General features: G+C 73.2%; 19 protein-coding genes and 1 pseudogene. 9 read left to right on the top strand and 11 right to left on the bottom strand.

Annotated elements, in window-relative coordinates; all coding sequences use genetic code 11:
- The first annotated feature begins 75 nt into the window (after positions 1 to 75).
- On the top strand, positions 76 to 408 hold the full coding sequence (locus GGE06_RS27065; RefSeq protein ID WP_116158018.1) for a DUF6204 family protein: 333 nt from the start codon (positions 76 to 78) through the stop codon (positions 406 to 408).
- Here the strand turns inward: GGE06_RS27065 and GGE06_RS27060 are convergent.
- From GGE06_RS27060 to GGE06_RS27050, 3 genes are read right to left on the bottom strand one after another with little or no spacing between them, the layout of a single operon-like run.
- The gene (locus GGE06_RS27060; protein ID WP_116158019.1) at positions 405 to 947 is read right to left on the bottom strand and encodes a GNAT family N-acetyltransferase; all 543 of its coding nucleotides are present in this window, start codon (positions 945 to 947) and stop codon (positions 405 to 407) included. The two genes, GGE06_RS27065 and GGE06_RS27060, sit on opposite strands and share 4 nt — an antisense overlap.
- A gap of 29 nt (positions 948 to 976) precedes the next feature.
- Positions 977 to 1,327, bottom strand: a complete 351-nt coding sequence (locus GGE06_RS27055) for a hypothetical protein (protein ID WP_116158020.1) — start codon at positions 1,325 to 1,327, stop codon at positions 977 to 979.
- Positions 1,324 to 1,575: a LapA family protein gene (locus tag GGE06_RS27050; protein ID WP_184932034.1), complete on the bottom strand. Its 252-nt coding sequence runs from the start codon at positions 1,573 to 1,575 to the stop codon at positions 1,324 to 1,326. Before GGE06_RS27050 ends, GGE06_RS27055 begins: the two co-directional genes overlap by 4 nt.
- Before the next feature lie 187 nt (positions 1,576 to 1,762).
- Here GGE06_RS27050 and GGE06_RS27045 point away from each other — a divergent pair, with 187 nt between their 5' ends.
- Positions 1,763 to 2,512, top strand: coding sequence for a GntR family transcriptional regulator (locus tag GGE06_RS27045; RefSeq protein WP_116158022.1), 750 nt, complete (start codon positions 1,763 to 1,765; stop codon positions 2,510 to 2,512).
- A gap of 412 nt (positions 2,513 to 2,924) precedes the next feature.
- Positions 2,925 to 4,013 (top strand): adenosine deaminase, encoded by a 1,089-nt coding sequence (locus tag GGE06_RS27040; protein ID WP_184932033.1) that lies wholly within the window; start codon positions 2,925 to 2,927, stop codon positions 4,011 to 4,013.
- Positions 4,014 to 4,027: 14 nt separating this feature from the next.
- Here the strand turns inward: GGE06_RS27040 and GGE06_RS27035 are convergent.
- Together GGE06_RS27035 and GGE06_RS27030 are read right to left on the bottom strand one after the other, a co-directional pair.
- Positions 4,028 to 4,555: pseudogene (locus GGE06_RS27035) on the bottom strand (CocE/NonD family hydrolase C-terminal non-catalytic domain-containing protein); the annotation flags it as partial.
- A 218-nt stretch (positions 4,556 to 4,773) separates the two neighbouring features.
- Positions 4,774 to 5,760, bottom strand: a complete 987-nt coding sequence (locus GGE06_RS27030; protein WP_312883315.1) for an RNA-guided endonuclease InsQ/TnpB family protein — start codon at positions 5,758 to 5,760, stop codon at positions 4,774 to 4,776.
- A gap of 288 nt (positions 5,761 to 6,048) precedes the next feature.
- On the opposite strand from GGE06_RS27030, the gene GGE06_RS27025 reads away from it, so the two are divergent.
- On the top strand, positions 6,049 to 6,702 hold the full coding sequence (locus tag GGE06_RS27025; RefSeq protein ID WP_116165229.1) for a GntR family transcriptional regulator: 654 nt from the start codon (positions 6,049 to 6,051) through the stop codon (positions 6,700 to 6,702).
- A gap of 86 nt (positions 6,703 to 6,788) precedes the next feature.
- On the opposite strand, the gene GGE06_RS27020 is transcribed toward GGE06_RS27025, so the two are convergent.
- Positions 6,789 to 7,724 (bottom strand): carbamate kinase, encoded by a 936-nt coding sequence (locus GGE06_RS27020; protein WP_184932032.1) that lies wholly within the window; start codon positions 7,722 to 7,724, stop codon positions 6,789 to 6,791.
- 61 nt (positions 7,725 to 7,785) lie between these two features.
- Between GGE06_RS27020 and GGE06_RS27015 the strand changes: the two genes are divergently transcribed.
- Genes GGE06_RS27015 through GGE06_RS27000 form a run of 4 tightly spaced genes read left to right on the top strand, consistent with a single transcriptional unit; the run spans position 7,786 to position 13,227 of the window.
- Complete coding sequence (locus tag GGE06_RS27015; RefSeq protein ID WP_184932031.1) at positions 7,786 to 8,841, top strand: oxamate carbamoyltransferase subunit AllH family protein; 1,056 nt, start codon at positions 7,786 to 7,788, stop codon at positions 8,839 to 8,841.
- Positions 8,838 to 10,385, top strand: coding sequence for an acyl-CoA synthetase FdrA (fdrA, locus tag GGE06_RS27010; RefSeq protein WP_184932030.1), 1,548 nt, complete (start codon positions 8,838 to 8,840; stop codon positions 10,383 to 10,385). Before GGE06_RS27015 ends, fdrA begins: the two co-directional genes overlap by 4 nt.
- The gene (locus GGE06_RS27005; RefSeq protein WP_184932029.1) at positions 10,382 to 11,824 is read left to right on the top strand and encodes a YlbE family protein; all 1,443 of its coding nucleotides are present in this window, start codon (positions 10,382 to 10,384) and stop codon (positions 11,822 to 11,824) included. Before fdrA ends, GGE06_RS27005 begins: the two co-directional genes overlap by 4 nt.
- 32 nt (positions 11,825 to 11,856) lie before the next feature.
- A complete protein-coding gene (locus tag GGE06_RS27000) occupies positions 11,857 to 13,227 on the top strand; it encodes a cytosine permease (RefSeq protein ID WP_116158028.1) in 1,371 nt (456 codons plus the stop codon).
- A 111-nt stretch (positions 13,228 to 13,338) separates the two neighbouring features.
- On the opposite strand, the gene GGE06_RS26995 is transcribed toward GGE06_RS27000, so the two are convergent.
- From GGE06_RS26995 to GGE06_RS26980, 4 genes are read right to left on the bottom strand one after another with little or no spacing between them, the layout of a single operon-like run.
- Complete coding sequence (locus GGE06_RS26995; protein WP_116158029.1) at positions 13,339 to 14,274, bottom strand: S66 peptidase family protein; 936 nt, start codon at positions 14,272 to 14,274, stop codon at positions 13,339 to 13,341.
- A complete protein-coding gene (locus tag GGE06_RS26990; RefSeq protein WP_184932028.1) occupies positions 14,271 to 16,292 on the bottom strand; it encodes a S9 family peptidase in 2,022 nt (673 codons plus the stop codon). Before GGE06_RS26990 ends, GGE06_RS26995 begins: the two co-directional genes overlap by 4 nt.
- Positions 16,293 to 16,325: 33 nt before the next feature.
- Positions 16,326 to 17,654: a M20/M25/M40 family metallo-hydrolase gene (locus GGE06_RS26985; RefSeq protein ID WP_116158031.1), complete on the bottom strand. Its 1,329-nt coding sequence runs from the start codon at positions 17,652 to 17,654 to the stop codon at positions 16,326 to 16,328.
- The gene (locus GGE06_RS26980) at positions 17,647 to 18,480 is read right to left on the bottom strand and encodes a M55 family metallopeptidase (RefSeq protein ID WP_086828468.1); all 834 of its coding nucleotides are present in this window, start codon (positions 18,478 to 18,480) and stop codon (positions 17,647 to 17,649) included. The genes GGE06_RS26985 and GGE06_RS26980 overlap by 8 nt, the downstream gene beginning before the upstream one ends.
- A gap of 184 nt (positions 18,481 to 18,664) precedes the next feature.
- Between GGE06_RS26980 and GGE06_RS26975 the strand changes: the two genes are divergently transcribed.
- Positions 18,665 to 19,804 carry a hypothetical protein gene (locus GGE06_RS26975; RefSeq protein WP_184932027.1) on the top strand — a complete coding sequence of 380 codons (1,140 nt, stop codon included), beginning with the start codon at positions 18,665 to 18,667 and terminating at the stop codon, positions 19,802 to 19,804.
- 9 nt (positions 19,805 to 19,813) lie between these two features.
- On the opposite strand, the gene GGE06_RS26970 is transcribed toward GGE06_RS26975, so the two are convergent.
- A complete protein-coding gene (locus GGE06_RS26970) occupies positions 19,814 to 22,249 on the bottom strand; it encodes an MFS transporter (RefSeq protein ID WP_116158033.1) in 2,436 nt (811 codons plus the stop codon).
- Between the last annotated feature and the right edge of the window lie 172 nt (positions 22,250 to 22,421).

The following is a 22,421-nucleotide window of genomic DNA, read 5'->3' as shown; positions in this document are numbered from 1 at the left end:
GGCCCGTCGCCGTAGTGTGCAGGGTCGGACCGCCGCCGTGGCGGCCGGGGAGCAGGGGCACAGGGAGTACGAGGAATGGGTACGCAGCACACCTACCGGGTCATCGTGCGCGGCACGTTCGACGGTCTGTCGGAGGAGAGCCGGTCGCGGCTGCTCGCCGAGGCGGACGACCACGGGATGGCGGCGATGCAGTTCACGGAGGAGGGCTCGCTGGCCTACGACCGGACGCTGAAGGCCTTCTCGTACCGCCTGGTCGTCGTCTCGGACGCCGAGGACGGCGAGGAGATGGCGGGCGCGATCGCGGAGGACCGGGTGGAGACCGCGCTCAAGGAGCTGGGCCACGGGTACAAGGCGCTGCGCTCGACGGTGACGGACCTCGACACGATGAAGATCAACCGCAAGCGCTAGTCCGAGGCCGTGATCGCCCAGCGCTCGTGGTCCCGCCAGGCACCGTCGATGTGCAGCATCGCGGGCGAGAAGCCCTCCAGGCGGAAGCCGGCGCGGCGGACGAGGGCGCGGGAGGCGGCGTTCCCGGGCTGGATGTTCGCCTCCAGGCGGTGCAGCTCCAGGGGCCCGAAGGCATGGTCCATGACCAACCCGAGGGCCTCGGTGAGCAGTCCGCGTCCGGCGGCGTGCGCGAAGGCGCCGTAGCCGAGGGCGCCGCTGCGGAAGGCGCCGCGGACGATGTTGTTGATGTTGACGAAGCCGGCGACCGCACCGCCGTCGGCGTGCTCGCACACCAGGAAGCCCGCGCGCGCCGGGTCGCCCGTCAGCGCGCCCGCGTACGCGGCGTACGCCTCGGTCGTGCACGGCGGGAAGAGCCAGGGCCGGTGGAGCTCCCGGCTCTCGCGGGCGCGGGCGGTGAACTCCTCGGCGTCGCCCGGGGAGAACGGACGCAGGCCCACGCGGGGCCCGCTGGCGAGGTACGTAGCGGAGTCGTCGGACATACGGCCAGGCTATGCGGTGCCGGAGCACCTCAGCGGCGGGCGTCGCGGACACGGGGCGGGCAGGTCTCCCCCTTCCGTACGACTCCGATCATGACCGTGGTCCGCCGGTCGAGGACGGTGCCCGCCGCCGGGTACTGGGTGCAGACCTCCCAGCGCGGCGGCCAGAGCACCCGCCGGTCGCGGCCGCTCACGTCGTGGACGTCGAGCCGGGTCCGGCGGTCCAGGTGGGTGAAGACCCGCCACAGGCCCCGGCCGAGGAAATCCGGCATCGGCCGCGTCCCGGCCTCGTCGCCGGGTGCGGCGGCGTCCTCCACCGAGGAGGCGGCGACGGCCGCGAGCGCCAGGAGCGCACCGACGCCGACGGCGGTGGCCCGCCTCACTTCCGCCTCCGGGCCGCGACGTAGTAGCCGCACGCGGCGCCGAGGAGGGCGGTCACGAGCAGCGCCACGTACAGCGGCATCGTGACCTCGGGGATCAGCAGGCGGATCCTGACCTCGCGGGTGTTCTCGAAGATGAAGACCAGGGTGAGGACGGCGACCACGATCATCGCGATCCGCCCCGGGGTGAAGGCTCCGGCCAGCCGGGACGTGCCCCCGCCCGATGTCCGTGGCGTCTGCTTGGGACTCATGCCCGGCCCTCTCCTCCGTCGTGCCGTCTGTCGTACCCGGCCACAGCCGTGGCACCAGAATGGGACGCGCGGGGCCTCCCCGTGACGGCGAGCAGGGCCGTACGGGTGACTTGTCAGACAACGTGGGCCGACTACCGTGGTGCGAGGACCGGCGAAGAACCGGCCGGGGACGAGACGAGGAGGGGCCGTGGCGGTCAGCGGACAGCGGCGGCGACCGGTCGTGGCGCTCTACGAGCGGATCGCGGACGCCGTCCACGACGGCACGTACCCGCCGGGCTCCACCCTCCCCTCCGAGCCGAAGCTCGCCGCCGAGCTGGGCGTCAGCCGGCCGGCCCTGCGGGAGGCACTGCTGCTGCTCCAGGAGGACGGCGTCCTCACGGTACGGCGCGGGGTGGGCCGTACGGTCAACGACCGCCCGCCCCGGCGCGGCTTCGAGCACGTCCAGCCGCTGGAGGAGCTGATCGGCGCGGGCGCGCCGCTGCGGGTGCGGGCGCTGCTCAGGACCGTCGAGGAGCCGACCGACTTCACCACCCAGCACCTCCTCGCGCCGGCCCGCGCCGAGCTGCGGTTCTGGGAGTCCCTCCTCACCGGCGAGGGCACGGCGGCGGCGCTGAGCCACGAGTGGGCCGCGCCCGACGGACTGCTCGACCGGGTGCACCCGGAGTTCGCGCGGGCCCTGCGGGAGACGGGCGCCGGGGCCGCGGTCTCGATGCTCGCGGTCCTCGTCGAGGCCTCGCGGGAGACGTCGCTGAACGCGCACAGCGGCATCACGGCGACGCTCCTCGGACGGCGGCGCGGCGAACAGCTGGACCGTCCGGCGGACACCCCCGCGGTCCTCGTCACCCAGGTCGTCCGGGTCGGCGAGACCCCGATCCTGGCCGCCAAGCACATGCTCCCGACGGGCACGGTCCCACTGCCGGTGCTGCAGTCGCACTGAGCGGGGGGGCGCGGTCGCGCCGGGGGCGGAAACGCCGGGCGCGGGAGCACTGGGCGTGGGAGCGCCGGACGCGGGACGCCGGGCGCCGAACGCCGGGCGCGGGGCTCCGGGCGCGGGAACGCCAGACGCTGAACGCCGGGCGCGGAACACCCGCAGGAACGCCCGGCGCGGGCGGACCAGGCCCCCCGGGAGCCCGCCGAGGCCCCCGACCCGCGTCCCCGGTCCGACCCCGGCCCGGCCCACGTCCCCGGCCCGCGTCCCCGACCCGACCCAGCCCGGCCCACGTCCCCGACCCGCGTCCCCGACCCGGCCCAGCCCGGCCCACGTCCCCGACCCGCGTCCCCGACCCGGCCCAGCCCCCTGTCACGGCCGTCACAGCACCCGCCCCGCCCGTGGCGTACACTTCCCCGCCATGCACTTGTCTGACAACCCTGCCACGCCCGCCGCCGCCACCGTCTCCGAGTGGATCCGCCGGGCCCCCAAGGCCGTCCTCCACGACCACCTCGACGGCGGGCTGCGCCCCGCGACCATCGTCGAGCTGGCGCGGGAGTGCGGTTACACCGCGCTGCCGACCGAGGACCCGGCCGAGCTCGCGGTCTGGTTCCGGGACGCCGCGGACTCCGGTTCGCTGGAGCGCTACCTGGAGACCTTCGCCCACACCTGCGCGGTCATGCAGACCCGCGAGGCGCTCGCGCGCATCGCGGCCGAGTGCGCCGAGGACCTGGCGGCGGACGGCGTCGTCTACGCCGAGATCCGCTACGCCCCCGAGCAGCACCTGGAGGGCGGTCTCACCCTCGACGAGGTCGTCGAGGCGGTGAACGACGGCTTCCGCGAGGGCGAGCGCCGCGCCGGCGGCCGGATCACCGTCCGCACGCTGCTCACCGGCATGCGCCACACCGACCGCTCCCTGGAGATCGCGCAGCTCACGGTCGCGCACCGGGACAACGGCGTGGCGGGCTTCGACATAGCCGGCGGCGAGATCGGCAACCCGCCGGCCCGCCACCTCCCCGCCTTCCAGCACCTGAAGCGGGAGAACTGCCACTACACGATCCACGCCGGCGAGGCCGTCGGCGCGGAGTCGATCCACGAGGCCGTGCAGGTGTGCGGCACCGAGCGGATCGGCCACGGCGTGCGGATCACGGACGACATCGCCGAGGACGGCACGCTGGGCCGGCTCGCCTCGTACGTCCGGGACAACCGCATCGCCCTGGAGGTCTGCCCGACCTCCAACCTCCAGACGGGCGCCGCGAAGGACTACGCCTCGCACCCGATCGACGAGCTGCGCCGCCTCGGCTTCCGCATCACGCTGAACACCGACAACCGGCTGGTCTCCGGCACCACCATGAGCGAGGAGTTCCAGCACATGGTGGACGCGTTCGGGTACGGCCCGGAGGTCTTCGAGGAGTTCACGGTCGCCGCCCTGGAGGCCGCCTTCCTGCCGCTGCCGGAGCGGCAGCGGCTGATCGACGAGGTCGTCCGCCCGGGGTACGCGGCGCTCTGACCGACCCTGCCCTCGACCAGGGGCAGGGACAGCGTCCCCGTGGACCCGGTGTCCTCGGGGTCGCTGACGACGGTCACCGGCTTGATGCCGCGGTTGCCGGAGTACGCGGTGTCGCTCGCGGCGACGACGAACTCCAGCCGGTGGCCCGTCTCGTACCGGTGGACGATGCCCGGCAGCTCGACGGTGAAGGGCTGGGTGACGTCCGGTACGCGCACCGGCGCGACCAGCCGGTTGATCAGGGTCTTCGTCCCGTCGGGCGCGACGTCGTAGAGCTTCGCGAAGAGGACGAGCTTGTCGGCGGCGTCGCCGGAGTCCTGGACGCGTTCGGTCGCCGGGGAGACGACCCTGAGGGTCGCCCTCGGCGCGCCGACGAGGTCCGCGGGCGCGGTGAGCGGGGCGCTGGTCCAGCCGAGGTAGGTGCCGGGGGTGTCGTAGGGCCGGGGGTCGGGGAGTCCGATCGTCCCGGCGAGCGAGGACTCCGAATGGCTCGTCGGGATCAGCCAGTTGCCGTACCGGCGGGAGCCGCGGGGGGGCTGAGGACGACGTCGAGAGACCCACCGGTTCCTACTGACCGATAGGAACCCGGGCAACACCCATGCCGTGACACGTGCCATAAGCTCGTCAATGCCCTGGGCGAAGGATATTGACGGAGTTTCAGTCGACTTCTCGGCCCTGAAGGACCGGGCTTGTCGGCCCGGCCGGGAGGCCGTGATTGCAAGTGGAGCGCGGCCGGCTGCCGCGTGGTCCCCTGCGTCCGGAATCAGCGTGGGCTGGTTCTGGGGCGGCTGACCGCGCCCCGCTTCCACACAGCCTCGCCCCGGTGGGCGATGTTGCGGGAGCCGTTGTGGTCCGCGTGCAGGACGGCCCCGCAGGACCGGCAGACGAACCGTGCCTGGGTCACCCTGTTCGTGCGAGGGGTGTGCTTGCACTCCGAGCACTGCCGGGAGGTGTTGCGCGGGTCCGCGAAGACCACGGGCACCCCCTCCCGGCGGGCCTTGTACTCGACGAACCGGCCGAGCTGGGCGAACGCCCAGGAGTGCAGTCGTGCCCGCTGGTCCTTCTTGGCCGTGACCCTCTGCCGGATGCCCGAGAGGTCTTCCAGGGCGATCCCGCGCGAGGTGCGTTCAGCGGTGGCGACGAGTCGTTTGGCGATGATGTGGTTGGTGTTCGCGGCGTGCCGCGCCTCCCGGCGGCGGACACGCTTCAGGGCCCGCTTGGCGGACTTGGTGTGCTTCTTCTGCAACTTGCGCCGCAGGTCACGGTGGCGCTCGCGGTAGCGGTTCAGCGCGCGGCCGGCGAGGATCTCGCCGTCGCTGGTGGTGGCGATGTTGACGATGCCCAGGTCCACGCCGAGGAAGCCGTCCGGCTCGAACACCTCGGGCTCGGGCAGGTCGACGGTGGCGATCAGGAAGAACATGCCGTCCCGCAGCACCAGGTCCGACTCCCCCTTGCGGGAGGCCAGGAGCACCATCGCCTCGTCGGAGCAGACGAACGGGAGGTGCTTGAGCCGCCCGGCCACGGTCCAGATCGACACGGTACGGGCGTCGGGGTTCCACGTCAGGATCCGGTCGTCGAACGGCTGCGCCGCGTCCTCACGGAAGACGATCGGCTTCGACTCCGCCCGCAGACGGCGCTTCGAACCCTCCCGGCCGAGGTTCCCGGCCTTGATGTTGCCCTTCAGGGCGGCGTAGGCGTCGCACACCTTCTTCACCACCCGCACCGCCGCCTGCGCCCCGATTGCAGGCACGCAGGGTCGCCGCCAACGCGTCCGTGTCATACGCGGACACAGGCAGCGACTTCACCGGCACGGTGATCTTCACGCAAAACACGCTACTGCGACTGACTGCCGGAACTGACCCATCTTCAGAACCGTTAGACGAGGACTCCGCCGCTGCACGACTCCGATCCAAGCGATTGATTCCCTTGGGCTGAAACCGCGGGCTTCCTTGACAAAAGGCAGGTGAAGGCGGCCCGGCCCGCACCCGCCGCCGGGTCCGCGGATCACCACCCGGCCCTCGATGGGAGAATGGCGGGCATGACAGGCGCTGAGGAATTCAGACCCGAATCGGAGCGGGTGACGCGCGCACTGCGCGATCAGATCATCGACGGGACCCGGGCCCCCGGCAGCAGGCTGGTGGAGCGCGAGATCGCGGCCGAGCTCGACGTGAGCCGGCTGCCCGTCCGCGACGCCCTGCGGGACCTGGTCGCGGAGGGCCTGGTGACGCCGCGCCCGCGCACCTGGGCGGTGGTCCGCGAGTTCACGGCGTCCGACATCTCGGACCTCGGCGAGGTGCGGTCCGCCCTGGAGATCCTCGGCTTCCGGCTCGCCGCGCAGCGCCGCACCCGGGCGGGGCTCGCCAAGCTCCGCGCCGACCTCGACGCCGAGCTGGCGGCGGCGGCGGCCGGCGACGGCCAGGCCGCCCGACGGGCGGCCGCCGACTTCCACGAGACCGTGACGGAGCTCGCCGACAACGCCCTGCTCAACGAGCTCAACGCGACGCTGCGCAGCCGGATGCGCTGGCTGCTCGCACAGCACGACGACCTCTCCGTGGTGGCCGAGGAGCACGCGGAGCTGTACCGGGCGATCGAGGCACGGGACGTGGAGCGCGTCGAGAAGGTGGCCCTGCGCCACCTGGAGACCAGCCGCGACGAGGTCGCCGCGCACCAGCGCAGGACCGCGACGGAGTAGGGCGCCGGCGCCGTGGCGGCGGGTCGCCGCCACGACCCATGATCAAACGGTATACCGAATTGGCGCCCGGGCCGCGCTGACGGCCGTCACTCCCCCACGTACACCACACCGCCGGGGACGTCGGCGCGGATCTCCGTGCCGACGCGGCGCGCCATCAGGTCGTCGAGGCGCTCCAGGGGACCGATGAGGGTGCGGCCGCCGGCCCGGGCGACGCGGATGGCGGCGTCGACCTTGGGCTTCATCGAGCCCTCGGCGAAGGCGAGCTCGGCCAGGCCCTCCGGGGACGCGGTGAGGATGTCCCGCTGCTCGGGCGTGCCCCAGTTCTGGCTCACGAAGTCGCCGTCCGTGAGCATGATCAGCATGTCCGCCTTCAGGTCGGCGGCGAGCGCCGCGCTCGCCGCGTCCTTGTCGACGACGGCCTGCATGCCGATCTGGCGGCCCTTGGAGTCGGTGCGCACCGGCACACCGCCGCCGCCCACGCAGACGACCAGCGTGCCGTTGTCGAGGAGCGTGCCGACCAGCGGCGCCTGCATGATGCGCAGCGGCTCGGGCGACGGGACGACCCGGCGGAACGCGCCGCCGTCGCGGGCGATCGTCCAGCGGTACTCGGCCGCGGCCTCGGCGGCGTCCTGCGCCGAGTAGGTGGGGCCGATCAGCTTGGTGGGGCGCTCGAAGGCCGGGTCGGCCTCGTCGACCTCGGTCGTGGTGAGGACGGCCGCCACCTCGCGCTCGCCGGCCAGGGCGTTGGAGAGCTCCTGCTGGATGACGTAGCCGATCATGCCCTGGGTCTCCGCGCCGAGGATGTCCAGCGGGTAGGCCGCGACGTCCTGGTGGGCGAGGTTCTGGAGGGCGAGGAGGCCGACCTGGGGGCCGTTGCCGTGGGTGATGACGACCTCGTGCTCGCGCGCCAGACCGGCCAGGGCCTGGCAGGCGCCCCGGACGTTGGCGCGCAGGCGGTCGGCCGTCATCGGCTCCCCGCGGCGGGCGAGTGCGTTTCCTCCGAGAGCGACGACGATGCGCATGCGATTTCCCTTGCGGTGCTTGTGTTCGCTTATGAGACCCAGAATGGTATACCAATATTGGATGACCGGAAGGGGGCAGGAGCGGTCACCGACGTACGGCGACGAGGAGAGCACGGTGAGGTGCCACAGCCATGCCGGCGACGCTCGGCCCGGGTCCGGCGACGCCGGGACGCCCCACGACGTCCGGACGCCCCACGACGCCCGGACGCCCGACCGGCTCCGTACCCGATCCGGCGACGCGCTGCTGCTCGACCACCTGCGGGGACTTTCCGGCAGCGGTTCGGTCCACTCGGTCTTCACCCGGGTGGTCAACCTGCTGACCCCGGACGGCATGCTCATCGCCCTCGCCGCACGCGACGGCGGTGACGCGCCCCGGACCCTGGTCACCGGCCTCGCCGCCTGGACGGGGCGCGGCGTCGAGGCCGGCCGGAGCGTCGCCTTCGGGCACGGGAGCGTCACCCTCGACCGTCCGCACCCCCACCCCCCACTCCGCGTCACCACCGCGGAGGCCCGCCCCTGGCGCGCCGTCACGCCCTCCCTCGCCGACCTCCCGCCCGGCGGACTCGCCGCCGCCGCCACCCTCCTCGACCGGCTCTGCCGCGCGTACGGACCGCCCGGCGGCATGCTCGGCGCGGCCCCCGGCGCCGGGCCGATGGAGACCGCCGTCGCCCGCGCCCTCGACGAGGGGCGTACGACGCTGGTCGAGGCCGTACGGGCCGGCGACGCCGACGGGACGCGGCGCGGCGTCCTCGCCCTGCTCGGCCTGGGCCCCGGACTGACCCCCGCCGGCGACGACTTCCTCACCGGCCTCGCCCTGCTCGCCGCCCTGCCGGGCAGCCGGCTCGCCGGTTTCCCGCCCGTCCTGCGGGACGTCCTGGCCGGGCACGGCGGCCGCACCACGGACCTCGGTCTCGCCACGGTGAGCGAGGCGGCCGACGGCCGGGCCAGGGCCGAACTCCTCGACCTCCTGCGTCTGCTGGCGGAACGCCGCCCGGCGCGGGACCTGATCGTTCCCGTCCGGAAGGTGCTGGCCATCGGCCACACCTCGGGCGGCGACACCCTGTCCGGCCTGGCGGCCGGACTCCGTCTGGAAGAAGAACTGCGAGGTCCGCTGTGAGCATCACAGCAGTCGTACGGAAGAACACCTATTTCGACTCCGTGTCCCTCATGTCCGTCTCGACCAGGGCCAACGGCCTGGACGGGGTGGACCAGGCGTTCACCGCCATGGGCACCGAGATGAACAAGGGGGTCCTTGAGAACCTGGGTCTGCTCACCGACGAGCTGCGGGCCGCCGAGAGCGGCGACCTCATGATCGTCCTGGTGGCGGAGGACGGCGCCGACACCGAGGCGCTCCTCGCGGAGATCGAGGGCCTCCTCACCCGCAAGGCCCCCGCTTCCGCCGGCGGCGGCGAGGTCACCTACCGGACCATCGCCTCCGCCGCCGCGGGCATCGACGGCGCCAACCTCGCGGTCGTCGCCGTCAACGGCGCCTACGCCGCCCGCGAGGCCCGCAAGGCCCTCGAGAGCGGTCTGCACGTGATGATGTTCAGCGACAACGTCGCCGTCGAGGACGAGATCGCGCTCAAGAACCTCGCCCATGACAAGGGCCTGTTCATGATGGGCCCGGACTGCGGCACCGCGATCATCAACAACGTCGCGCTCTGCTTCGGCAACAAGGTCCGCCCGGGCTCGATCGGCATCGTCGCCGCCTCCGGCACCGGCTCGCAGGAGGTCTCCGTCCGCGTCCACGCCCTGGGCGGCGGCATCTCGCAGCTCATCGGCACCGGCGGCCGCGACCTCTCCGAGCAGGTCGGCGGCATCATGATGGTCGACGGCATCCGCGCGCTCGCCGCGGACCCGGCCACCGACGTCATCGTCCTGGTCTCCAAGCCGCCGGCCGCCTCCGTCGAGAAGAAGGTCCTCGCCGAGGTCGCCGCCGCGGGCAAGCCGGTCGTCGTCTGGTTCATCGACGGCTCCGAGGAGGCGGTCACCGCCGCCGGCGGCCACTTCGCCGCCGGCAGCCTCCAGGCCGCCCGCAAGGCCGTCGAGCTCGCCGGCGTCGAGGGCTCCGCCGTCGAGGAGTTCGAGGCGGAGGTCGCCGCCGAGGCCGTCGTCTCCCGCCTGGCCGAGGGCCAGAAGTACGTGCGCGGCCTGTTCTGCGGCGGCACCCTCTGCGACGAGACCATGTACGCCGTGCGCGACGCCGGGCTCGCCGTCTGGTCCAACATCCAGAAGAACGCCGACTTCCGCCTCCTGGCCGGCTCCGCCTCGCGCGGCCACACCTTCCTCGACTTCGGCGACGACGACTTCACCAACGGCCGTCCGCACCCGATGATCGACCCGGCCCTGCGCATCGAGCGCATCGTCGAGGAGGCCAAGGACCCCGAGGTCGCCGCGATCGTCATGGACTTCGTCCTCGGCTTCGGCTCCCACGAGGACCCGGTCGGCACCACCCTCCCCGCCATCGAGGAGGCCCTGCGCGTCGCGAAGGACGCCGGCCGCCACCTGGAGATCGTCGCCTACGTCCTCGGCACCGACCTGGACACCCCCTCCGTCGCCGCCCAGAGCGCCGCCCTGCGCGCGGCCGGCGTCACCGTCACCCTCAGCTCCACCGAGACGGGCCGGTTCGCCCGTGAGATCGCGAAGAAGGCACAGGCATGAGCACCGAGAACACCGAACTCACCCCGGCAGCACGGCTGTTCGCTTCCGACCTGAGCGTCGTCAACGTCGGCCTCGCCATGTTCGACGCCGACCTCAAGGCCCAGAACGCCAAGGTCTCCACCCTGGACTGGACGCCGCCGGGCGGCGGCAACGCGGAGGCGGCCCGCGCCCTCGACGCGCTGGAGCGCCCCGAGCTCGCCGCGCGGATCGAGGCCGCCAACGCCGAGGCCGTCGAGCGCATCATGGCCGCCCGCCCGATGCTGATCGGCTTCGGCCGCGCCCTCGACGTCGTCCCCGGCATGACCCCGACCACGATCCTCCACTCGGGCCCGCCCATCGCCTGGGAGGACATGAACGGCCCGATGAAGGGCGCCGTCACCGGCGCGATCGTCTTCGAGGGCCTGGCGAAGGACCTCGACGAGGCCGCCGAGGTCGCCGCCTCCGGCCGGATCACCTTCAAGCCGTGCCACGAGGCGGACTCGGTCGGCTCGATGGCCGGCGTCACCTCCGCCTCGATGTACGTGCACATCGTGAAGAACGAGACGCACGGCAACATCGCGTACACCAACCTGTCCGAGCAGATGGCGAAGATCCTGCGGATGGGCGCCAACGACCAGAGCGTCATCGACCGCCTGGTCTGGATGCGGGACGTATTCGGCCCGATGCTCAAGGAGGCCGTGGAGTTCACCGGCCCCGTCGACCTGCGCCTGCTGCTGTCCCAGGCCCTCCACATGGGCGACGAGTGCCACAACCGCAACGGCGCCGGCACCCTGCTGCTCTTCCAGGCGCTCGCGCCGGGTCTGCTCCGGTCGTCGTTCACGACCGAGCAGAAGAAGGAGGTCTTCGACTTCGTCGCGTCCTCCGACTACTTCTCGGGACCGACGTGGATGGCGATGGCCAAGGCCGCGCTCGACGCCGCCAACGGCGTGGCGGACTCCACGATCGTCACCACGATGGCCCGCAACGGCGTCGAGTTCGGCATCCGCGTCGCCGGCCTGCCCGGACAGTGGTTCACCGGTCCCGCGCAGAAGGTGATCGGCCCCATGTTCGCCGGTTACAAGCCGGAGGACTCCGGCCTCGACATCGGCGACAGCGCGATCACCGAGACGTACGGCTTCGGCGGCTTCGCGATGTCGGCGGCGCCCGCCATCGTCGCGCTGGTCGGCGGCACCGTGGCCGAGGCCATGGGCTACACCCGCGACATGGGCGAGATCACCACGGCGCAGAACCCCAACGTCACGATCCCGGCCCTCGACTTCCAGGGTCTGCCCACCGGCATCGACGTCCGCAAGGTCCTCGACACCGGGATCCTGCCGATCATCAACACGGCCATCGCCCACAAGGAGGCCGGCATCGGAATGATCGGCGCCGGCATCACCCACCCGCCCGCCGAGGTCTTCACCAAGGCTGCCACCGCCCTCGCCTCCGCTCTCGCCTGACGCGCGACAGCCCTCCCGGAAGACCGGACACGATGAAGACAAACCGCTCCGCCGCGGAACCGGACACCTCCGCGGACCGGGAACTCGACGACGAGTTCGAGCACAGCCCGGTACCGGCCGACCGCCGGAAGTCGCTCCTGACGGTCTCGGCCGTCTGGTTCGGATTCCCGATGATCCTGACCAACGCCATCCCCGGCGGCGTGGTCGTCGCCATGCTGGGCTTCTGGCGCGGGCTCGCGGCCATCCTCGTGGCCAACCTCGTCATGCTCCTGTACGTGGGGATCCTCAGCCACCGGGCCGGGACCACCGGCGAGAGCTTCTCGCTGCAGGCCACCCGCACCTTCGGCCGCGGCGGCTACGTCATCGCCTCCGCGTTCCTGGCCACGATCGTGGTCGGCTGGTTCGCGTTCAACACCGGTGCCACCGGCGCGACGCTGCACGCGTCGTTCGGCTGGCACGAGCAGGTCGTCACCGTGCTCGCGGGTCTGGGCTTCATAGGCCTGACCTATCTGGGCATCAAGGCGCTGTCCTGGCTGGGCGCGGTCGCCGCGCCGCTGTTCATCGTCGCCGGTGTCATCGCCCTGGTCGTCGTGGCCCGTGACCACGACCTGGGTGCCGTGTTCTCGTACGAGGGTGTCGGCGGCGCGTCCGCGCTCACCTTCGGTGCGGCCGTCTCCACGATCATGGCGACGTTCGCCGACTCGGGCACGATGACCGCGGACTTCACCCGCTGGTCGAAGAACGGCCGTCAGGCCGTCCTCGCGACCGTCAGCGCGTTCCCGATCGCGAGCCTCGTCGCCCAGGTCACCGGTGGTCTGGTCGTCGCCGCGGGCGCCATCGCCTCGGCCGGCACGACGGGCGGCGACTTCCTGCCGATCCTGACCGGCGAGCACTCCGGGATCCTGAACGTGATCGCGGCCGTCTTCGTCTTCGTCAACCTCGGTTCCGTGTGCAGCCACTGTCTGTACAACGGCGCCCTGGGCTGGTCGCACCTGACCGGCACGACGATGCGCCTGATGACGATCGTCCTCGGTCTCATCGGTACGGCGGCCGCGCTCGCGGGTGTCTGGAACCACTTCCTGAGCTGGCTGGTCATCCTGAGCGTGTTCGTGCCGCCGCTCGGCGGCGTGCTCATCGCCGACATGTTCTTCGCCCGCGGCGGCCGCGGCGCGATGGACCGGCGTCCCACCGTGGCGGTCCGTCCGACGGCCTTCGTGGCCTGGGCGATCGGCGCGGCGGCCGGCGGTGCCGCCCACTGGTGGGCGCCGCAGCTGTCCGACGCGGTCACCGGCCTGGTCGTCGCGGTGGTCGCGTACGCCGTCCTGGAACGGGCCGTGTCGCGGCCGTCCGTGTCCGAGGACCGGTCCCCGGCGGCCGGCGCGGCCGAGGCGACGGTGGGGTGACCACCCCGGCCGGCACCACGCCGTCAGGACGACCGCGCCCCCGCCCCACTTCCCTGGGGGCGGGGGCGCGGTCGTCGTCGAGGGGCGCCTCGGAGCAGGCCCCGGCCCCCGTCAGCGCAGGGCCGGTTCCTCCAGTGTCAGCGTGCACGTGTCCGCGTCCAGGACGGCCGGCAGGCCGAGCGGCAGGGTGAGCGCTGTCGTGCTGTGCCCGAAGCCCAGCTCCTCCACGACCGGCACCCCGAGGCCGCCGAGCCGGTCGGCGAGCACCGCCCGCACCTCCTCGTACGGACCGCACTCCTCCCAGGAGCCGAGGCCGATGCCCACGACCCCGTCGAGCAGGCCGGAGCGCAGCAGTTGGGTGAGGATGCGGTCGAGGCGGTACGGCTCCTCCCCCACGTCCTCCAGGAGCAGCAGCCCGCCGCGCGCCGAGGTCCGCCCGTGCGGGGTGCCGAGGTCGGCGGCGAGGAGGCTGGCGCAGCCGCCGAGCGTCACGCCCCGCGCGCGGCCCGGCACCAGGGCCCGTGCCGTGTCCAGGCCGAGCGTCAGGACGGTCCCGGGCTCGAAGAGGGTGGCCCGCAGCGACTCCTGGGTGCGCGGGTCCGACAGGAACGTGCCGGCGGCGACCATCGGTCCGTGCAGGGTGGCGAAGCCGGCCCGGACGGCGAAGGCCTCGTGCAGCGCGGTGACGTCGCTGTAGCCGACGAAGGCCTTGGGCCCGGCCGCCCGTATCGCCTGCCAGTCGACCAGGTCGACCATGCGCTGGGCCCCGAAGCCGCCGCGGGCGCAGAGCACGGCGGAGACCGTGGGGTCGCACCAGGCCTCGGTGAGGTCGCGGGCCCGTGCCAGGTCCGCGCCCGCGAGGTGACCGAGCGTGGGGTGGGTGTCCAGGACGTGCGGGGCGACCACCGGTTCCAGGCCCCAGCCGCGCAGGATGTCGAGCCCTGCCGTGAGCCGTTCCTCGGGGACGGGTCCGCTGGGGGCGACGACGGCGACCCGTGCCCCGGGCGCGAGCCGTTCGGCCCGGGCCGGAGGACTCACCGGGGTCACGTGCGGTACTCCAGGTCCGGTACGTCCGTACGGTCGATGCCGAAGGTCCTTACGTACAGGGCGAGTTCGGCCTCCAGGGCCCGGATCATCGTGTCGGCCCTGCGGAAGCCGTGCCCTTCCCCCTCGAAGGCGAGGTAGGCGTGCGGGACGCCCAGGCCGGCCGCGCGGGCGAGGAGGCGCTCGGCCTGCGCGGGCGGGCAGATGACGTCGTCGAGGCCCTGGAGCAGCAGGAACGGGGCGGTGACGCGGTCGACGTGCTCGATCGGCGAGCGCTCCTTGTAGCGGGCGGGCACTTCGTCGAGCGGTCCGACCAGTCCGTGGAGGTACTGGGACTCGAAGTCGTGGGTCTCGTCGGTGGCCCAGTTCCGCAGGTCGAGTACGGGGTAGATGATCGTGCCGCAGGCGTACACGTCGGTGGAGACGAGGGACACGGCGGTCGTCCAGCCGCCGGCGCTGCCGCCGCGTACCGCGATCCGGGCGGGGTCGGCGGTGCCCTCGGCGGCGAGCGCCTCCGCGACGGCGGCGCAGTCCTCGACGTCGACGACGCCCCACTGCTCGCGCAGCCGCTCCCGGTACTCCCGGCCGTAGCCGGTCGAACCGCCGTAGTTGACCTCGGCGACGCCGATGCCCCGCGAGGTGAAGTAGGCGACGTCCAGGTCGAGGACGAGCGGCGCGCGCCCGGTGGGGCCGCCGTGGGCCCAGATCACGTAGGGCGGCAGTTCGCCCTCGGGCCCGGTGAATCCGGGGTGATGGGGCGGGAAGACCTGCGCGTGGATCTCCCGCCCGCCGGGGCCGGTGAAGGTGCGGACCCGGGGCTCGGGGAGGTACGCGGGGTCGACGGCGTCGGTGTGCGCGGCGCCGACCACGCGGCTGCGGCCGGTGCAGGTGTCGAGCTCGACGAGCTCGGCCGAGCTGCGCGGTCCGGCGGCGACGCCGACGACCCGGGTGCCGTGCGCGGCGAGGGTGGCGGCCCACTCGACGCGGTGCCCGCCGGCGTCGACGAGTTCGCGGCGCTCGGGGTCGAGGATCCCGAGGGAGGGGGACCCCCTGCCGTGGACGACGGCGATGAGCCCGTTCTCCAGGGGCGTGAACCAGCGGAGCCCGATCTGCCAGAGCGGCCCGCCGAACTCCTCGGCGCGCGGGCAGAGCGCCTCCGGTTCGGTGAGGCCGCCGTCGGGGGTGACCTCCGCGCGGTAGAGGTTCCACCAGCCGGTGCGGTCGCTGACGAGGAGCAGCCTCCCGGCCGCGTCCCAGTCGACCTGCGGGATCGACTCGGCGGTCCCGCCGGCGACGGTCCTGGCCTCGCGGAAGGTGCCGTCGGGGGTGACGTCGGCGAGCTGGACCTCGGTGCCGTCCCAGGGCATCCGGGGGTGGTCCCAGGCGATCCAGGCCGCCCGGCTGCCGTCCGGGGAGAGCCGGGGTCCGGTCACGAACCGGTGGCGCCCGTCGGAGAGTTCGCGGACGGCGGCGCGGTCGTCGGCGGCGGAGCCGTCGAGGGGGACGGCGGCGAGGACGCGGCGGACGTCGGTGGGCGCGGGGCCGGTGAACTCCTCCAGGACGCACCACACCTCGCCCCGCTCCGGGTGGATCACCGGGTCCACCCAGCGCAGTCCGCCGCCGACGGCGGAGAGGGGGGTGAGCGGCCGCGGCTCCGCGCCGGACGCGGCGTCGGGTTCGTAGGCGTAGAGCCGCTGGTCGGGGAAGTGGCAGAAGACGGCGAGCGGGCCGTCCGCCGGGCGCGGGACGGCAGCCCAGGGCTGCCCGCCGTACTCGATCACGCGGCTCCGCACGTTCCACGGGGCGGGCAGCAGGCTCTCCTCGGTGCCGTCGGCGCGCCGCCGGACGAGGGCGCGGCGGCCGCCCTCGGCGGGGCGGGGCGCGGTCCACCAGAGCTCGTCGCCGACGGCGCCGAGGAAGTCGGGCCGTCCGTCGTGCGCCGCGGCGAGCGCGGCGTCCACCGGCGACGGCCAGCTGCCGTACCCGGCCGTGGTCGTGTCCATCTCGTCTCCCCCTGTCATGGGTCCGGTCCCCCTCGGTCCTGCGCGGATGTCCTACGCGGACTTCAGATAGTGGTCGAGCACGCGGACGCCGAAGTGCAGGGCGTCCACCGGGACCCGCTCGTCGACGCCGTGGAAGAGCGCCCCGTAGTCGAGGTCCGGGGGCAGCCGGAGCGGCGAGAAGCCGTACCCGGTGATGCCGAGCCGGGAGAACTGCTTGGCGTCGGTGCCGCCGGACATGGTGAACGGCACGACGTGCCCGGCCGGGTCGAAGCGCTCGACGGCGGCCCGCAGCTTGGCGAAGGTCGGCGAGTCGACCGGGGCCTCCAGGGGCACCTCGCGGTGGTGGAACTCCCACTCCACGTCGGGCCCGGTGAGCTCGTCCATGGTGGCGGCGAACTCCTCCTCGGTACCCGGCAGCATCCGCCCGTCGATGTAGGCGACGGCCTGGCCCGGGATGACGTTGACCTTGTAGCCGGCCTCCAGCATCGTCGGGTTGGCGCTGTTGCGGACGGTCGGCTCGACGAGCGCGGCGGCGGGGCCGAGCTTGTCGAGGAGGAGGTCGAGGTCGCGGAGGCCGGTGTCGGCGTCGATGCCGTGGAGCGCGGCGAGTTCCCTGAGGGCGGCGCGGACGGTCGTGGTGAGGCGGACCGGCCAGGTGTGGGTGCCGATCCGGGCGACGGCGGTGGCGAGGCGGGTGACGGCGTTCTCCGCGTTCACCTTGGAGCCGTGGCCGGCCCGGCCGTGGGCGGTGAGCTTGAGCCAGGCGGTGCCCCGCTCCCCGGCCGCGATCGGGTAGAGGGTGGTGCCGGGCTGCGGGTGGAAGCTGAACGCCCCGGACTCGCTGATGCCCTCCGTGCACCCCTCGAAGAGGGCCGCGTGCCGGTCGGCGAGGAAGCCGGAGCCGTCCTCGGCGCTGGCCTCCTCGTCGGCGGTGTAGGCGAGGACGATGTCGCGGCGGGGCCGGATGCCCTGGCGGGCCCAGGAGCGGACGACGGCCAGGACCATCGCGTCCATGTTCTTCATGTCGACGGCGCCGCGCCCCCACACGACCCCCTCGCGGACCTCGCCGGAGAAGGGGTGCACGGTCCATTCGGCGGGGTCGGCGGGCACGACGTCCAGGTGGCCGTGGACGAGGAGCGCCTCGGCCGAGGGGTCGGTGCCGGGGATCCTCGCCACGACGTTGGTGCGGCCGGGGGTCCGCTCCAGGAGGGTGGGTTCGATCCCGGCGTCCGCGAGCCGCTCGGCGACGTACTCGGCGGCCGGCCGCTCGCGGCAGTCGCCGCCGCCCCGGTTGGTGGTGTCGATGCGGATGAGCTCGGAGGTGAAGGTGACCACCTCGTCGAGCGCCGTCGTGTCCGGGCCCCGGACCTCCTCAGCCATACTGCTCCTCCACCGCGGCCGAGACGATGGTCGTGACCGCCTTGAACGTGCGAATTGCCTCGTACATCGTCTCGCTGGTGTACGCGACGCGCCGCTCGCCGCTCCGCGCCACGCCGGGAACCACCGTGGCGGCGGCGCCCAGGTGCTCGGCGTCGAACTCCAGCTCCACGGTGAAGGGGCCGCCCCGGACCGGCTCGTGCCGGACGGCGAGCGCGGCGCCGGTCTTCGCGGCGGCGCGGATGTCGGCGGCGGTCCGGGCCGGAGTGCGGCACACCGCCGCGTACCGCGAGACGTGGTCCTTGACGGCGACCTTGGGCGCCTCGGGCGCGTAGCCGAGGGCGTCCTCGCAGGTCAGGTCGTCGCCGGTGACGAGGACGACGGGCACGCCGTACTCCGCGACGACATGGGCGTTGAGCAGGCCCTCGCTCGCCCGCTCGCCGTTGAGCCAGACCCCGGTGATCGAGTTGGCGAGATACGTGTGCGCGAGGACGCCCTCGGTGCCCGCGCCGGTGTGGTAGCCGACGAACGCGATGCCGTCGACGTCCCCGTGCTGCACGCCCTCGACCATCGAGAGCGACTTGTGCTTGCCGGTGAGCATCTCGGCCCGCTCGTCGAGCCGCTCCAGGAGCAGGTTCCGCATGGACCAGTGCGCCTCGTTGATGAGGACCTCGTCCGCGCCGCCGTCGAAGAAGCCGAGCACGGCGGCGTTCACGTCGGACGTGAACATCGCGCGGCACCGCTCCCACTGGGGCGTGCCGGGCAGCACGTCGGCGGGCCAGGTCACACCGGTCGCGCCCTCCATGTCGGCGCTGATGAGGATCTTCATGCCTGGCACCGTACGCGCCGCCCAGCCGCCCTACCACCCCTGTGGATAACCATCGTTGGAGTGGACCAATGGCAGCCCGGCACACCACCCGATCGGCGGTCTTCGAATCGGACGAAACATTGCCAAGGGGTGCGTATAGGCTGTCGGCCGCAGTTGTCGTTGTCGACCTTCCGGAGAGCCCTCGGTGACCATCGCCTTCACCCCGTCCGAAACGTCCCCCGCCGAGCCCGAGACGGTCTCGGCGATCTCCGAGCCCGAGTTCTGGGAGCCGTCGGCTCCCGAGCCCCGGGAAGCGCAGGACACGGAGGACGTGCAGGACTCCCGGGACCACGACCCCGTCGTCGTCCGTGACGCCCGGGACTTCGGGGTCTACGCGCGGACCGGCGGCTGGGCCTTCGCGCTGAAGGTGGCGCGGAGCGTCCGGCCCGGCGGGCAGGCCGCCGAGGGGACGGCGGCGGCGAAGGTCTCCGCGAAGGCCTTCGCGGAGCTCGCCGGGTGCTCGCCCGAGCGGGTCATGCGCTACTACAAGGCCTGGGACATGGCGGCGGACGACGGTCTCGTCCCGCAGTTCGAGGTCCTGGTCCCGGGCGAGGACATCGAGCTGCCGGACGCGGACGTCTGGCTCTCGTACTACGCCTCCCGCAGCAGCGCGTCCTCCGTGCGCGGCCAGGCGATCAGCGCGGCGGCCGAGGCGGAGGGCATCCGGCCGACGAAGGCCCTGGAGGTCGCGGAGAACCCGACGGCGCTGCGGGCGGCGATCCTCGCCGACCCGGGGACGGCGGAGGCCGCGCGCGGGGCGCTGCTCGACCGGATGAAGGAGGACCCTGCGCTCCAGACCGAGATGGCCCGCGCCTTCGCCCGTACCGACGACCTGAAGAAGGCGGTGGCGAACGAGGCGAAGGCGGCCGACCGCATCGGGTACGTGCGGCAGATCGTCGAGAACGGCCAGATCAGGACCCCCGCCGGGCAGACCGTGGAGGCGCCGGCCGAGCTGCGGGCCGAGGCCGAGCGGCACCTGTCGCTCCTCGACGAGCTCGACGACTCCGAGGAGGCGGGCGAGTGGGCCGGCGAGGCCTACGACACGGTGAAGGGCCTCGTCGCCAAGGCCGTCGAGGAGGACCCGGCGCTGCGCGTCCAGGAGCGGCGGACCAAGTTCTACAACAGCCTGCAGAAGGCGACGAAGGTCTTCGAGGAGCTCACGCTCGACGAGGTGATGGAGGAGGACATCTACGAGGCGGACATGCTCCAGCGCCTCGAAGCCCTCCAAGAGGCGATCGGCACCTGCATCAGCGCGCTGCGCAAGGCGACGACCGCCTCCTCCTGAGACGACCGCTCAGTCCTCGTGGCCGAGCTGGAGGTCGCGCTCGGTGCGGCCGCCGCCGGCCACCTGGAGGACGGTGGCGACGGGCGGGTACCCGGCGGCGATGACCGTGTACTCGCCGGAGGACAGGTCGACGAAGCGGAAGGTTCCGTCGGCGCCGGTGGTGAGGGTGTCGACGACGTTGCCCGCGGCGTCGAGGAGGGTGACCCGGGCGTCCTCCACGGGGCGCCCTCCCCCGGCCCGCACGGTGCCGCGGAGCACCGCGCCGCCGGCCAGCTCGATGTCCTGGCGGGTCTCGCGGGAGGCCTGGACGCTCACGGGGAGCGCGGCGGGCCGGAAGGCGGGGGCGCTGGCGGCGAGCGTGTACTCGCCCGCGACCAGTTCGCCGATGACGTAGCCGCCCTCGCGTCCGCTGCGGGTGGAGGCGACGACCTCGCCGCGCACGTCGGTGAGGGTGACGGCCGCGTCCCGTACGGGCGTGCCGTCGGCGGTGACGACGCTGCCCGCGAGTCGCCCGGCGCCGCCGAGGACGACGTCGAGCTCCACGGGCCGGTCGCCGACGGTGACGGAGACGGCCTGCGGCTGGTGCCCGCCGGCCGCGGCGATCAGGACGTACGCGCCGCCGCCGGGGACGCTCAGGGCGTACCGGCCGTCCTCGCCGCTGGCGCCGCGGCCGATCTGCCGGCCCTGGACGTCGATGAGGGTGAGCGCGGCGCGGGGGACGCGGCTTCCGTCGTGGTGCTGGACGGTGCCGCAGACGGGCACCCCGGCGTGCGGTGACGCGGGGGCGGTGGCCGGGGACGCGTGGCGGGCATGCGGGACGGGGGTGGTGGGGGCCTCGGTGGCGGGGGTGTGGGACACCAGCGGTTTCTCCTTGAGGAAGAAGGCGAGGACGAGGCCGAGCACGAGGACCGGCACGAGGTAGAGGAAGATCCGCGGCATCGCGTCCGCGTACGCCTGCACGTACGCGTCGCGCAGGGCGGGCGGCAGGGTGTGGACGGTCCCCGGGGTGATCGACTCGGCCGGCGGCAGCCGCGTGGGGCCGCCCTGGGCGAGGACGCCCGCGAGCCGGTCGCTCAGGGCGTCGTCGAGCCGGGAGGCGAAGAGCGTGCCGAAGACGGCGGCGCCGACGCTGCCGCCGATCTGGCGGAAGTAGTTGTGGGCGCTGGTGGCGGTGCCGAGGTCGGCGGGGCGTACGGAGTTCTGCACGGCGAGCACGAGGACCGGCATGACGAGGCCGATGCCGGCGCCGAGGACGGCCTGCCAGAGGCTGTGCTGGAGGCGCGGGGTGTCGGTGTCCATGCGGGAGAGCAGAAACATGCCGAGGGCGGAGACGGCCGCGCCGATCACCGGGTAGATCTTGTAGTGGCCGGTGCGGCTGATGAGCTGGCCGGAGACGACGGAGGCGATGACGATGCCGCCCATGAGGGGCAGCATCAGCAGGCCGGACTCGGTGGCGCTGGCGCCCTCGACCATCTGCAGGAAGCTGGGGAGGTAGCTGGCGGCGCCGAAGAGCGCGATGCCGATGACGGCGCCGACGAGGGCGGTGACGGTGAAGACGGAGTCGCGGAACAGCCGGAGCGGGATGAGCGGTTCGGGCGCGACGTGCTCGACGACCAGGAAGAGGACGGTCGCGCCGGCGGCTCCGGCGGCGAGGGCGAGGATGACCCGGGAGTCCCAGGCGTACTCGGTGCCGCCCCAACTCGTCAGCAGGACCAGGCAGGTGGAGGCGGCGGCGAGGAGCAGCGCGCCGAGCACGTCGAGGCGCGCGCGTGCGGCGGGTTTCGGGAGCTTGAGGACGGCGGCGACGACGGCGAGGGTGAGGAGCCCGAAGGGCACGTTGAAGTAGAAGCACCAGCGCCAGGAGACGTGGTCGGTGAAGAAGCCGCCGAGCAGGGGTCCGGCGACGGAGGCGAGGCCGAAGGCGGCGCCGATGAGCCCCATGTAGCGGCCGCGTTCCCGGGCGGGGACGATGTCGGCGATGATCGCCTGGACGCCGATCATGAGGCCGCCGGCGCCGATGCCCTGGATCGCGCGGAAGGCGATGAGCTGGTCCATGGTGCGGGACCAGCCGGCGAGGCCGGAGCCGATGACGAAGACGACGATGGCGAAGAGGAAGACGCCCTTGCGGCCGAGGAGGTCGCCGAGCTTTCCGTAGACCGGGAGGCCGATGGTGGAGGTCAGCAGGTAGGCGGTGATCGCCCAGGACATCCGGTCGAGGCCGTGGAGTTCGCCGACGATCTTCGGCAGGGCGGTGGCGACGATCATCTGCTCGAGCGCGGCGAGGAGCAGCGCGAGCATGAGGCCGCAGAAGACGAGCCGGACGCGGCGGGGATCGAGCGCGGCGGGTCCCGGCCCGGGCGGTGGCGCGAGGTCGGTGGCCGGCCCGTCCGGGGCGAGCGGTTCCGCGTCCCCGTCACGGTCTTTCACGATCGTGATCGCACCCACGTGTCTACTCCCCTCGTCACGGCGTCTGCGCCGCGCCATTCTTCGCATTGCACGCGAAGGGGGAGCAAGTCGGGCGGTACGGGAGGGCGGTGGCGATCCGGGGGACGAACACCCCTGCGTCACGGCGCACTTGGGTCGCTCATCAGCGCGTTTACGAGAAGGCCCGCGCCCC

Source organism: Streptomyces nymphaeiformis (assembly GCF_014203895.1).
In the GTDB taxonomy this organism is placed as follows: domain Bacteria; phylum Actinomycetota; class Actinomycetes; order Streptomycetales; family Streptomycetaceae; genus Streptomyces; species Streptomyces nymphaeiformis.
The sequence above is the reverse complement of the archived record's forward strand: the minus strand, read 5'-3'. Positions and strand labels throughout refer to the sequence as shown.

Bases quoted from the DNA above. Each gene is read 5' to 3' on its own strand.
- GGE06_RS27065 (WP_116158018.1), top strand. From the start codon at position 76: ATGGGTACGCAGCACACCTACCGGGTCATCGTGCGCGGCACGTTCGAC.
- GGE06_RS27060 (WP_116158019.1), bottom strand. From the start codon at position 947: ATGTCCGACGACTCCGCTACGTACCTCGCCAGCGGGCCCCGCGTGGGC.
- GGE06_RS27050 (WP_184932034.1), bottom strand. From the start codon at position 1,575: ATGAGTCCCAAGCAGACGCCACGGACATCGGGCGGGGGCACGTCCCGG.
- GGE06_RS27040 (WP_184932033.1), top strand. From the start codon at position 2,925: ATGCACTTGTCTGACAACCCTGCCACGCCCGCCGCCGCCACCGTCTCC.
- GGE06_RS27025 (WP_116165229.1), top strand. From the start codon at position 6,049: ATGACAGGCGCTGAGGAATTCAGACCCGAATCGGAGCGGGTGACGCGC.
- GGE06_RS27020 (WP_184932032.1), bottom strand. From the start codon at position 7,724: ATGCGCATCGTCGTCGCTCTCGGAGGAAACGCACTCGCCCGCCGCGGG.
- GGE06_RS27015 (WP_184932031.1), top strand. From the start codon at position 7,786: ATGACCGGAAGGGGGCAGGAGCGGTCACCGACGTACGGCGACGAGGAG.
- GGE06_RS27005 (WP_184932029.1), top strand. From the start codon at position 10,382: ATGAGCACCGAGAACACCGAACTCACCCCGGCAGCACGGCTGTTCGCT.
- GGE06_RS27000 (WP_116158028.1), top strand. From the start codon at position 11,857: ATGAAGACAAACCGCTCCGCCGCGGAACCGGACACCTCCGCGGACCGG.
- GGE06_RS26990 (WP_184932028.1), bottom strand. From the start codon at position 16,292: ATGACAGGGGGAGACGAGATGGACACGACCACGGCCGGGTACGGCAGC.
- GGE06_RS26985 (WP_116158031.1), bottom strand. From the start codon at position 17,654: ATGGCTGAGGAGGTCCGGGGCCCGGACACGACGGCGCTCGACGAGGTG.
- GGE06_RS26980 (WP_086828468.1), bottom strand. From the start codon at position 18,480: ATGAAGATCCTCATCAGCGCCGACATGGAGGGCGCGACCGGTGTGACC.